Raw genomic sequence first — 11,478 nt, 5'->3', positions numbered from 1 at the left:
AGATGTGTATAAGAGACAGGTGTCGGCACGGGCACGGTAGCCCCCAGCGCGGCCTCCCAGGGCGTGATCGGCAGGACGTGGGTCACCGTGCGTCCATCCAGCCGGAAGCGTGCGTCGTCCCGGATGGCGATCTCGAGCAGCAGGTCGCCCGAGGGGCCCCCGGACGAGCCGGGATGTCCCTGCCCGGCAAGCCGGATGGTCTGGCCGGACGTGATGCCAGCGGGAATCTTCACCTCGAGCACGCGTTCGCCACCCGAGGAGTCGTTGAGCACCACGCGCGTCTTGCCGCCGTTGTAGGCGGTTTGCAGGTCGGTCTCGATCCTGGCCTGGATATCGCGCCCACGGCGCGCCTGTGGCTGGTGACCGCGGGCACGACCGCCGCCACCGAACAGGCTCTCGAAGAAATCGCTGAAATCGCCGCCACCGCGACCACCCATGTCGCCGAAGTCGAAGCCGTTGCCCTGCTGACCCCAGCCCGGCGGCGGACGGAACTGCTCGCCCTGGCGGTATCCGCCGGCGCGCAGCTGGTCGTAGGCGCGGCGCTTCTCGGGATCTTTCAGGGCCTCGTTGGCCTCGTTGACCGCCTTGAACTTCTCTTCGGCACCGGCTTCCTTGTTCTTGTCGGGGTGGTACTTGCGGGCAAGCTTGCGGTACGCGGCCTTGATCTCCGCGTCGGTCGCGTCGGGCTTGACCCCCAATGTCTCGTAGTAATCCTTGAACTCCACAGGCTCTCCCGGGCTTGTGTCGAAAACCAAAAACGAAGCACCCGTGGCGGACAGGGTCCGCCACGGGCCAGACAGCTAAGCTTAGGCCGTTTTAGCCCGCAGCGTTAATGGCGATGCGACGCGGGGCGCTTTGCGCCTTCTTCGGAATCGCGATCTCCAGCACGCCATGGGCACCCGACGCGGTGATCCCGTCGGCATCGGCGCTCTCGGGGAGCGTGAAGCTGCGCTTGAACGCACCGGCCGCACGTTCCACGCGGCTGAACTTACCCTCGGCCTCGCTGGCGAACGCCTTCCGCTCACCCTTGATGCTGAGCACGTTCTTGTCCATCTGGATCTCGATATCGGCAGGGTCCACGCCCGGCACGTCGGCCAGGATCAGGAAACGCCCGTCCTCTTCACGGATGTCCACGCGCGGCGCCCAGGCGCTGGAAACGGTGCTGGCCGGCACGGCGATATCGCCGCCGAAGAAATGCTCGAACACGTTGCGGACATCGCTGCCGAACACCGGCGCACGGCGAAACGATACCTGACGAAGCTGGTTCATCTGTTTGACTCCAAAGAAGTTTCGGCCCCGTGGCCGTCTGGTGATCAAGATATGACCGGCCCGGGGCAATTCAAGAGCGAGGGTGCACCGGTTGCCGTTTCTTCAGCTCGACAAACCTTGACGTACACTCGGCGCTTTCCACTGAAGAGGCAGTCCCATGACTATCGCAGTCGGCGAACGACTTCCGGAAGCGACCCTCGCCATCTTCGAAGATGGCATCAAGACCGTCAGCAGCACCGAGGTTCTCGGCGTGGGCAAGGTCGTGCTTTTCGCCGTGCCGGGCGCCTTCACGCCCACCTGTTCGAACAAGCACCTGCCGGGTTTCGTGCAGCACATGGAGGACTTCCGCGAGCGCGGGGTCAAGGTCGCCTGCATGTCGGTGAACGACGCCTTCGTGATGCATGCCTGGGGCGAATCGCAAGGCGTGCCGGAGGATCTCCTGATGCTGGCCGATGGTAACGCCACCTTCGCCAAGGCACTGGGCCTGGAGCTCGACGGGACGAAGAACGGCATGGGCATCCGTGCCAAGCGCTTCGCCCTTTATGCCGAGGATGGCGTGGTGAAGGCGATCCAGGTCGAGGCACCGGGCGAGTTCCGCGTGTCGACGGCCGAGGCGATGCTGGAAGCCATCGACGCCTGATATCGCCGACAGGGTCGGCTCCCACGGCTGAAAGGTGTGGGAGCCGCTTCAGCGGCGACGCTCTCCCAGAGACGAGCCACCGCCGGGCAAAGAAAAACCCGCGTCGCCGCGGGTTTTCTTTTTTACGCTTCGCCAGGCTCGGCCGGATCGCCGTCCCCCGTGGGACCGCTCTCGATCGGCGGCATGTCGGCGGCGGCTTCGCCGTCGGGCGTTTCGCCCTCGCCCTCGCCTTCGATCTCTTCCTCGGCCTCCAGGCGAACGACGCCGATCAGCGTCTCGTCCTTCGGCAGCTTGATCAGGGTGACGCCCTGCGTGTTACGGCTGAGCTGAGACACCTCGGAGACACGCGTGCGCACCAGGGTGCCCTGGTCGGAGATCAGCATCAGCTGCTGCGTTTCCGTGACCTGCTCGGCGGCGACAAGGTTGCCGTTGCGCTCGGAGCACTGGATGGCGATGACGCCCTGCGTGCCGCGGCCCTTCTTCGGGAATTCCGCGAGTGCCGTGCGCTTGCCGTAGCCACGCGCGGTGGCGGTGAGGATATCGCCCTCGCCCGCCGCCACGATCAGCGACACCACTTCGGCGTCCTCGGCCAGGCGCATGCCACGCACGCCGGTGGCCGTGCGGCCCATCGAACGCACGCTACCTTCGTCGAAGCGCACCGACTTGCCGTTCGAGGCGAACAACAGCACATCGCTCTCGCCGTCGGTCATCGCCACGTCGACCAGCGCATCGCCCTCTTCGAGATTGATCGCGGCCTTGCCCTTCTGCAACTGGAAGGCGAATTCGGTCAGCGGCGTCTTCTTCACCGTGCCCTTGCGGGTGGCGAAGAACACGAAGCAATTCGGATCGTAATCGCGCACCGGCAACAGCGCCTGCACCTTCTCACCCTCGCCCAGCGGCAACAAGTTCACGATCGGCTTGCCACGTGCGCCCGGACCGGCCTCCGGCATCTGGTAGACCTTGAGCCAATAGACGCGGCCGGTGCTGGTGAAGGTGAGCAGCGTGTCGTGCGTGTTCACCACCCACAGCTGCTGCACGACGTCCTCGTCCTTCAGCGCCGAGGCCGAACGGCCCTTGCCGCCGCGCTTCTGCGCACGGTAGAGGCTGGCCGGCTGACGCTTGATGTAACCGGTGTGCGAGAGCGTGACCACCACGTCTTCCGGCGCGATGAGGTCGAGGACGTTGAGGTCCTCCTGCGAATGCTGGATCTCGGTGCGGCGCGCATCGCCGTAGTCGGTGCGGATCTGCTCGAGTTCCTCGCGGATGACTTCGAGCAGGCGATTCGGGTTCTCGAGGATCTCGATCAGGCCGCGGATCGTATCGAGGATCTCGCGGTATTCGTCGGAGAGCTTCTCCTGCTCCAGCCCCGTGAGGCGGTGCAGGCGCATCTGCAGGATCTCGGTCGCCTGCGATTCGGACAGCTGATAACCGTCCTCGCGCAGGCCGTCGCGCGGGTCCATGTCTTCCGGACGCGAAGCGGCGGCACCGGTGGCGGCGAGCAAGGCCTTCACCAGGCCCGGCTCCCAACGGCGGGCGACCATGCGCTCGCGCGCCTCGGCCGACGACGCGGACGTGCGGATCAACTCGATCATCTCGTCGATGTTGGCGAGCGCGACCGTGAGGCCTTCGAGGATATGCGCACGCTGGCGCGCCTTGCGCAGTTCGAAGATGGTGCGGCGGGTGACCACCTCGCGGCGGTGGCGGATGAAGGCCTCGAGGATGTCCTTGAGGTTCAGCAGCTTCGGCTGGCCATCGAGCAAGGCCACCATGTTGATGCCGAAGGTGACCTGCAACTGGGTCTGCTGGAACAGGTTGTTCAGCACCACGTCGGCCATCGCGTCGCGACGGATCTCGATCACGACGCGCATGCCGTCCTTGTCGGATTCGTCGCGCAGTTCGCTGATGCCCTCGAGCTTCTTTTCCTTGACCAGCTCCGCGATCTTCTCGATCAGGCGGGCCTTGTTCACCTGGTACGGCAACTCGTGGACCAGGATCGTCTCGCGGCCATTGGCCTCGGTCTCGATCTCGGTCCGAGCGCGGACGAGGATGCGGCCGCGGCCGGTGCGATACGCCTCGACGATGCCCGACGAGCCGTTGATGATGCCCGCGGTCGGGAAATCCGGACCCGGGATGTATGTCATGAGGTCGTCGACGCCGAGCGAGGAATCCTCGATCAACGCCAGCGTGGCGTTGATGACCTCGGTCATGTTGTGCGGCGGGATGTTCGTCGCCATGCCCACGGCGATGCCGGCGGAGCCGTTGACGAGCAGGTTCGGCACGCGGGTCGGCAGGACCAGTGGCTCGTGTTCGCTTTCGTCGTAGTTGGGGCCGAAGTCGACGGTTTCCTTGTCGATGTCCGCCATCAGCTCGTGCGTGAGGCGCGCCATGCGCACCTCGGTGTAGCGCATGGCCGCCGCGTTGTCGCCGTCGACCGAACCGAAGTTGCCCTGGCCGTCGACCAGCATGTAGCGCAGCGAGAACGGCTGCGCCATGCGGACGATGGTGTCGTAGACCGACGCGTCGCCATGCGGATGGTACTTACCGATCACGTCACCGACCACTCGGGCCGACTTCTTGTACGGCTTGTTCCAGGCATTGCCCAGTTCGTTCATCGCGAACAGCACGCGGCGATGCACCGGCTTCAGGCCGTCGCGAACATCGGGTAGCGCACGCCCCACGATGACGCTCATCGCGTAGTCGAGATAGCTCTGGCGCATCTCGTCTTCGATGTTGACGCGGATGACTTCTTTGGCGAGTTCTGCCATCAATCGGCTTCCTGGATGTCCGTGAAAATGCCCCCGCCGGCCCTATGTATCGCGCTAGCGCGATGCCGTCGGCTCAACCCAGGGATGATATCACATCGGGCGTGGAAATGACAGCAAAAAACCACGCAAATTCAACGACTTATATCGATGTCCTGGCAGTGCGGAAAAGCACCGCGCGAGCCAGCAGGAAATTCGCGACGGCACCCGCCGCCGAGCCCGCCGCCACGGCCACCGCGGGCCACGCGTGCAAGGCGGGAAACACCTTGAAGGCCAGCACGTAGAGACCGTTGTTGATCACCGCGCCGAGCGCCATCAGGCCCATCCAGTGCAGCCATTCGGCGCGGTGGCCGCGACCGGAATCGCGGTGGGCGAAGGTGTGCGTACGGTTCCACCACCAGGTCACGGTGGCGGCACTGAGGAAGGAAACGACACGCGCGGTATAGACGTTCCAGCCCGCCAGGCCGACGAGCGATTGCGCGATGCCGGCGTCGACGGCCAGCCCGAGGATGCCGCCGACCGCGAACAGCGCGACCTCGCGGCGCAGCCGTGTCACGGAAACAGGATCCGCATCTGTTCTTCATCGGGCCGCAGGATCACGCCGCGCTCGGTCACGATCGCGTCGATCAGTTCGGCCGGTGTCACGTCGAAGACGGGATTCCATGCATCCGCGCCGTCGATCACCGTACGCGTACCCGAGACCGACAACAATTCCGTGGCGTCGCGCAATTCGATCTCGATATCGGCACCCGTCGCGGTCGCCATGTCCACCGTGGTGGACGGCGCGACGACCATGAACTTCACGCCGTGGTGCCGCGCGGCGATGGCGAGCTGGTAGGTACCGATCTTGTTCGCGGTGTCACCGTTGGCGGCGATGCGATCGGCGCCGACGATCACCCACTTCACCTTGCCGTCCTTCATCAGGTGCGAGGCCGCCGAGTCGGCGATGAGCTTTGCCGGAATGCCGTCGCGCACGAGTTCCCACATCGTGAGCCGCGCGCCCTGCTGCCAGGGACGCGTCTCCCCGGCGTACACCTGCTCGATGTGGCCCGAGGCCACGCCGGCGCGGATCACGCCGAGCGCGGTGCCATAGCCCGCCGTGGCGAGCGAGCCGGTATTGCAATGCGTGAGCACGTGCGAGCCCGGCTCGATGAGCGCGGCGCCCAACTCGCCCATGTGCCGGTTGGCGGCGAGGTCTTCGTCCTGGATCGCCTGGGCTTCACGCTCGAGCACGGCGGTATCGGCACCTTCGAGGATGCGCAGGTTCATGCGATCCAGCGCCCACATCAGGTTCACCGCGGTGGGACGCGCCGCACGCAGGGTGGACATGGCCGCGGGCAGGTCCACGCCGGCCTTCGCCGCAAGCACCACGCCCCAGGCCGCCGCGATGCCGATGGCCGGCGCACCGCGCACCGCGAGGTCGCGGATGGCCCGCGTGACGTCGTCGGAGGTGGTGCAATCGAACCAGGTCTCCTCGGCGGGGAGACGGCGCTGGTCGAGCAGGCGCAGGCGGTCGCCGTGCCACTGCACGGCACGGATGGAATCGTGGGAGGCGTGGGAGTTCATGCGGTGATTATCGCATGGGGTGCGGCTGTGGGAGGGCCTGTCGCCGACAGGGTCGGCTCCCACAACTGAAGCGGTTCTCACACCGTGGACGATGGGTCGCCACGGTAGCCCACCAGCAGGACAGCTGGTGTGGGAGCCGCTTCAGCGGCGATGCTCTTCCAGGTCGCCGTCACGCTGGTTCACGAAGATCAATACGCCCAGCAACGCCATGTAGAACCGGAATGCCCCTTCCTGCCCGTTCCAGACCTTCGACTGCCACATGGCGAACCACTCGCCGCCGACCACCATGAAGCCGAAGAACCAGACAAGGAAACCCAGCGTGCAACCGGCGACCACCCAGCGCTTGGCCGCGTCGAAGCGGGCGCCACTCGCGCGCCGGGCACGCCAGAGCGCAACCGCACCCAGCGACAACAGCACGCACGTCGCACCCTCGGCCGCGATGATGAGTCCGTAGCCGACATGCCACAGGGCCGGGCTGGTGATGGCACGGCCCATCAGCGCGTTCCCCGGGAACGTGGTGTCCATCGACAGCACGTGCCGGACGAAGGCGAAATTCGAACCGTAATCGACCAGATTGCCGTAGGTCACCACGAAGGCGAAGGCGGCGAGCGCCAGGGTGAGCAGGAACTTCGCCAGCCGAACCGTCATCGATCGGCAAGCCATGCGTGGATCGCCGGGGGCACCTGCTTCTGTGCACGTCCTGAGACATAGATGCCGATATGCCCGCCCTGGAAAGCCAGCGTGGTGTAGTCGTCGCTGCTCACGGCCTTGCCCAAGGGAGCCGATGCCGCGGGCGGAACCAGGTGGTCCTGCTCCGCATAGATGTTCAGCACCGGCTGGGTGATGTTCTTGAGATCGACCCGGCGCCCACCGATGCGCGCCTCGCCCTTGATCAGCAGGTTCTTCTGGAAGAAGTCGCGGGCGAACTCCCGGAACGCCTCGCCCGCCTGGTCGGGCGAATCGAAGATCCACTTTTCCATGCGCAGGAAGTTTTCCACTTCCTTCGGGTTGTCGAGGATATCGACGAGGCCGATGTACTTCTGCTGGTTCAGGCGCAACGGCTTCAAGGTGAGATACGCGAAGTTCATCACATCGGCAGGCACGTTGCCGGTCGCGTCGACGAACAGGTCGATGTCCACGTTGCGCGCCCAGTGCGAAAGCATGTTGTCGGGGGTGTGAAAATCCACCGGCGTCACCATGGTGACGAGGTTGCGCACCTTTTCCGGATGCAGCGCCGTGTAGCAAAGCGAGAACACGCCACCCTGGCAGATGCCGAGCAGATTCACCGCCTCCACGCCATGGCGTTCACGCACCATGTCCACGCAACGGTCGAGGTAGCCGTCGATATAGTCCTCAAGCGTCAGCCAGCGGTCCGCACCGTCCGGATAGCCCCAATCGACCAGGTAGACGTCTTCGCCCTGTTCGAGCAGGTTGCGCACCATCGACCGGTCTTCCTGCAGGTCGATCATCCATGGCGTGTTGACCAGCGCATAGCAGATCAACAAGGGGACCTTCGCCGTGGGTGTTTTCTCGCCCTTGAAATGCCAGAGCGTCAGCTTGTCTTCGGTGTAGACCGCCTCGCGCGGCGTGATACCGAGTTCGATCGGCCCCACCCGCTTGAGTGTCTCCAGGCCGGCCTCCAGCTTGCGCCGGAACGCCTCGACCTCGGCCTGCGCCCGTTCCGGATCGAACGGGAACGGAGACGCGCTCATCGTGTCCTGCCCTTGGCAGTTGCGCCACGCTTGCCTGCCGTCGAGGCGGGCTTCGTCTTCGCCACGGCCTTCATGCCACCGGCGCGATTCGCCGCCGCGGCCACCTTCTTCGCCGTCGCCGCGGGCTTGCTCGTTGGTGCACGGGGCTTGGCCGTCTTTACGTCCTCCCTCGCGCCACGAAGCTCGGCCACCTCGGCCTTCAGGGCGGCGACCTCGGCGGCCAGCCCCTGCATATGGCGCAAGTCGCGGCGAGCGGCCTGCAGGCGCTCACCCAGGCTATCCACTTCCTTGCGCGTGGGCATGCCCGCCTGCACGGCCATCCGCTCGACCTGCCGCTGCTGGAGCACCCGCAGGCGCATTTGCGCATTCACCAGCGCGGCATACACTTCGCGAAACTCCGCCGACAGCGCCGCTTCGGCATAGCTTTCCTCGGCGAGATTCACCCAGCGATCGTAGACCGAGCGCATGGAATCGGCGTCCGTCGGCGGCGCCTGTTCGCGCAACGCCGCGTTCGCCCGCTCGTGCACGCCTTGCAGCAGCGCCTGGTAGCGCCGGTAGTGCCCGGCGTAATCGATCCATGCACGCAGCAGCGCCTGCTGTTCTTCCTGTTGCTCGCGGGTCAGGCCGAAGGCCGGCATCGACAGCGTGTCGTTGGCGGCCCGTGCCCATTCGTCGAAGTCGGGAGGCACGCCGGGTCCGTGGCCGAATGGCGGCATACCGCCGGTAAAGGCCGCGGCGGGCGCCTCGCCACCGGCGATGGATCGCATCCAATCGCCGAAGCCGCCGAGACCGGCGAAAAGCCGCCCCATGACATCGGTCACCGGCGAACTCTCCGCGGGAGCGGCCTTCGGATCGAGCTGTTTCGCCCAGGCTTCGACGCCCTGGCGGATGAAGGCCTGGTACTGTTCGATGAAGTCGGTCGGTTTGTCTGCCATGCGCGTATGGTACGCCGTCAGAGCGCGATCTCGAACGTCGCCTGTTGGTCGGCCAGGGAACTGCCACCGATCCAGACGGTGTACCGCGTCGGTTCGACCACTTCCTCGCTTTTCGCGTTCCAGAACGACAGCTCGGGAAAGCCTAGCTGGAAGGTCACGCGCCTCGCCTCACCCGGCTGCAAGGCCACGCGCTGGAATCCCTGCAGGCTACGGACCGGCTGTTCGACGCTGGCACCCAGGTTGCGCACGTAGAGCTGCACCACCTCGGTGCCGGCGCGGCGCCCGGTGTTCTTCACCGTGGCGGTCACGGTGACCAGGTCCTTCGCGCTTTTACGGTTCGCTTCCGCCAACGGCACGCGAGAGCGCGACACCTGCACGTCCGAATAGCCGAACGTGGTGTAGGACAGGCCATGGCCGAAGGCATACAGCGCATCGTTCGGCACGTCGATGTAGCGCGAGATGAAGGCCGTGCCGTGCGACGGCGGTTTCGACAGATCCGCATCGCCCGGCGGACGGCCGGTCGGGAACTGGTTGTAGTAGAGCGGTTCCTGGCCCACCGCTCGCGGGAAGCTCATCGTCAGCTTGCCGCTGGGCGCGACGTCGCCGAACAGCACCTCCGCCACCGCGTTGCCAGCCTCCGTCCCGGGGAACCACATCGCCATGATCGCGGGGACGTTCCGGTCGGCCCAGTCGAGCACGAGGGGACGGCCCGAGAACACCAGCAGCACCACGGGCTTTCCCGTCGCGACGATCCGTTGGAGCAAGGCCTGTTGATTGCCGGGAAGATCCAGGTGCGCGCGCGAACCGGCTTCGCCACTCATGCGCGACGACTCGCCCAGCGCCATCACCACCACATCGGCCTTGGCCGCCGCGTTCATGGCCTCGGCGAAGCCCGCTTCGGAATCCGTCTCGATGTCGGTGCCCTTCGCGTACAGCAGTTCACCGCCTTGTTTCTTCATGCGCGCCGCCAGCCCGCCACGCAGCGTGACCACGTCGGGGAAGTGCTGGGCGCCGCCCCAGGCTCCCTGCATCTCGCTGGCCGCATCGGCGAGCGGGCCGATCAGCGCCAGTGTCTTCACGCGACGGTCGAGCGGAAGCACGGGCGCCGAGCCCGGCCCCCCATTCTTGAGCAGCACGAAGGATTCCTCGGCGGCACGCCGCACGAGGGGGCGATGCGCGTCGACGGCCCGCACCACCTCGGTGCCGCGGGCATAGGGGTGCTCGAACAAGCCCAGCGCGAACTTCACCCGCAGCACCCGCCTTACGGCTTCGTCCACGGTCGCCATCGACAGCTTGCCTTCCTCCAGCAGCTTCGGAATCTGGGTGTCGTAGAAGTGGCTCATCATGTCCACCTCCACGCCGGCTTGCAGCGCCTTTCGGGTCGCCGTGGCGGCGTCCAACGCGATGCCATGATGGGTCAATTCCATCACGGCGGTGAAGTCGCTCACCACGAAACCATCGAAGCCCCATTCCTTGCGCAGGATGTCCGTCATCAGATACGGACTGGCGGTGGCAGGCACGCCATTGAGCGCATTGAAGGCACTCATCATCGTCGCCGCGCCGGCTTCGACAGCCGCCCGGTACGGCGGTAGGTATACCTGGCGCAAACGGACGTCCGACATGTCCGTCGTGTTGTATTCACGACCTGCCTCGGCCGCGCCATACGCCGCGAAATGCTTGACCGATGCCGCCACGCTTTCCGGGTCCGCCAGGCTCGTTCCCTGGTATCCACGAATGTAGGCGCGCGCCATGGCCGCGCCCAGGTAGGCATCTTCTCCCGCGCCTTCGGTCGAACGCCCCCACCGCGCGTCACGCGAGATGTCGACCATCGGCGAGTAGAACCATTTCACGCCGCCGGTGGTCGCCTCCACGGCGGCCATATGCGAAAGCTCCTGCACCAGGGCCGGGTCCCACGTCGCGGACAGACCGAGGGGAACGGGATAGATGGTGCGGTACCCATGGATGATGTCGGCCCCGAACAGCAGGGGAATACCCAGGCGGCTACCAAGCGCCGCCTCCTGGAACGACCGGGTCTTCGCGGCACCGACGACGTTGAGCATCGAACCCAACTCGCCCTTCCGCGCCAGCGCCATCGCGTCGACTTGTGTGAGCGTCTCCGGATTGACGGCAACCGCATCGCCGTCGGCAGGCGTGGCCGCGCCGCTCGCACCGTACTGCACGAGTTGGCCGATCTTCTCGGCCAGGGTCATCCGCGCCAGCAGCGCATCCACCTTCCGCTCGATCTCCGGCGAAACCAGCTGCGTGTTCGAGGCCGGAACGGCAGCGGCATCACCGGCCGATGTCGCGCATGCGGCGCCGGCCAGGACTAACGATGCGCCGAGCGAGAGCATGCGCGTGGACAGGCGGGGACGGGATCGGAAGCTCATGCATTCTCCGGGGAGGCGTCGCCAGCTTTCAGCGACGGGGATGACCCCCGGAATGTAAACGTTTGCAGCTGTTCCGGTAAACCTTGCTGGCTCGGCTTCGCCATCGTGTTGATTGTTGCGTCGAGGCAGGGGGAGGCGAAGGCCGGACGAGGACTTAGCGACGAGAATGGCAGCCCGCGACTCCCCTTCCCCGACACAACATCAACA

The 11,478-nt window shown here is 65.8% G+C and carries 10 protein-coding genes; 1 reads left to right on the top strand and 9 read right to left on the bottom strand.

Annotated elements, in window-relative coordinates:
• Positions 1 to 725, bottom strand: a 725-nt coding sequence (locus ACR9ZJ_RS17110; protein ID WP_481288429.1) for a DnaJ domain-containing protein, incomplete at its 3' end; no start/stop codon positions are given.
• Between the two features lie 91 nt (positions 726 to 816).
• On the bottom strand, positions 817 to 1,269 hold the full coding sequence (locus tag ACR9ZJ_RS17105) for an Hsp20/alpha crystallin family protein (RefSeq protein WP_481288428.1): 453 nt from the start codon (positions 1,267 to 1,269) through the stop codon (positions 817 to 819).
• Between the two features lie 157 nt (positions 1,270 to 1,426).
• On the opposite strand from ACR9ZJ_RS17105, the gene ACR9ZJ_RS17100 reads away from it, so the two are divergent.
• A complete protein-coding gene (locus ACR9ZJ_RS17100) occupies positions 1,427 to 1,909 on the top strand; it encodes a redoxin family protein (protein ID WP_481280637.1) in 483 nt (160 codons plus the stop codon).
• Between the two features lie 122 nt (positions 1,910 to 2,031).
• Here the strand turns inward: ACR9ZJ_RS17100 and gyrA are convergent, their stop codons facing one another.
• From gyrA to ACR9ZJ_RS17065, 7 genes are all read right to left on the bottom strand, one after another.
• The gene (gene gyrA / locus ACR9ZJ_RS17095) at positions 2,032 to 4,674 is read right to left on the bottom strand and encodes a DNA gyrase subunit A (RefSeq protein ID WP_481288427.1); all 2,643 of its coding nucleotides are present in this window, start codon (positions 4,672 to 4,674) and stop codon (positions 2,032 to 2,034) included.
• 139 nt (positions 4,675 to 4,813) lie between these two features.
• Positions 4,814 to 5,227 carry a GtrA family protein gene (locus ACR9ZJ_RS17090; protein ID WP_448097979.1) on the bottom strand — a complete coding sequence of 138 codons (414 nt, stop codon included), beginning with the start codon at positions 5,225 to 5,227 and terminating at the stop codon, positions 4,814 to 4,816.
• Positions 5,224 to 6,237 (bottom strand): S-methyl-5-thioribose-1-phosphate isomerase, encoded by a 1,014-nt coding sequence (mtnA, locus tag ACR9ZJ_RS17085; RefSeq protein ID WP_481288426.1) that lies wholly within the window; start codon positions 6,235 to 6,237, stop codon positions 5,224 to 5,226. Before mtnA ends, ACR9ZJ_RS17090 begins: the two co-directional genes overlap by 4 nt.
• A gap of 141 nt (positions 6,238 to 6,378) precedes the next feature.
• Positions 6,379 to 6,885: a DUF2165 family protein gene (locus tag ACR9ZJ_RS17080; protein ID WP_481288425.1), complete on the bottom strand. Its 507-nt coding sequence runs from the start codon at positions 6,883 to 6,885 to the stop codon at positions 6,379 to 6,381.
• Positions 6,882 to 7,949 carry a class III poly(R)-hydroxyalkanoic acid synthase subunit PhaC gene (locus tag ACR9ZJ_RS17075; RefSeq protein WP_481288424.1) on the bottom strand — a complete coding sequence of 356 codons (1,068 nt, stop codon included), beginning with the start codon at positions 7,947 to 7,949 and terminating at the stop codon, positions 6,882 to 6,884. The genes ACR9ZJ_RS17080 and ACR9ZJ_RS17075 overlap by 4 nt, the downstream gene beginning before the upstream one ends.
• Positions 7,946 to 8,884: a poly(R)-hydroxyalkanoic acid synthase subunit PhaE gene (locus ACR9ZJ_RS17070; protein WP_481280642.1), complete on the bottom strand. Its 939-nt coding sequence runs from the start codon at positions 8,882 to 8,884 to the stop codon at positions 7,946 to 7,948. The genes ACR9ZJ_RS17075 and ACR9ZJ_RS17070 overlap by 4 nt, the downstream gene beginning before the upstream one ends.
• 17 nt (positions 8,885 to 8,901) lie before the next feature.
• Entirely contained in the window at positions 8,902 to 11,271 is a 2,370-nt protein-coding gene (locus ACR9ZJ_RS17065) for a glycoside hydrolase family 3 N-terminal domain-containing protein (protein ID WP_481288423.1), read from the bottom strand.
• Between the last annotated feature and the right edge of the window lie 207 nt (positions 11,272 to 11,478).

This window comes from Luteibacter sp. KNZ12-1A, assembly GCF_056755675.1.
This window is presented reverse-complemented; position numbering and strand designations above follow the sequence as displayed.

Bases quoted from the DNA above. Each gene is read 5' to 3' on its own strand.
- ACR9ZJ_RS17105 (WP_481288428.1), bottom strand. From the start codon at position 1,269: ATGAACCAGCTTCGTCAGGTATCGTTTCGCCGTGCGCCGGTGTTCGGC.
- ACR9ZJ_RS17100 (WP_481280637.1), top strand. From the start codon at position 1,427: ATGACTATCGCAGTCGGCGAACGACTTCCGGAAGCGACCCTCGCCATC.
- gyrA (WP_481288427.1), bottom strand. From the start codon at position 4,674: ATGGCAGAACTCGCCAAAGAAGTCATCCGCGTCAACATCGAAGACGAG.
- mtnA (WP_481288426.1), bottom strand. From the start codon at position 6,237: ATGAACTCCCACGCCTCCCACGATTCCATCCGTGCCGTGCAGTGGCAC.
- ACR9ZJ_RS17080 (WP_481288425.1), bottom strand. From the start codon at position 6,885: ATGACGGTTCGGCTGGCGAAGTTCCTGCTCACCCTGGCGCTCGCCGCC.
- ACR9ZJ_RS17075 (WP_481288424.1), bottom strand. From the start codon at position 7,949: ATGAGCGCGTCTCCGTTCCCGTTCGATCCGGAACGGGCGCAGGCCGAG.
- ACR9ZJ_RS17070 (WP_481280642.1), bottom strand. From the start codon at position 8,884: ATGGCAGACAAACCGACCGACTTCATCGAACAGTACCAGGCCTTCATC.
- ACR9ZJ_RS17065 (WP_481288423.1), bottom strand. From the start codon at position 11,271: ATGAGCTTCCGATCCCGTCCCCGCCTGTCCACGCGCATGCTCTCGCTC.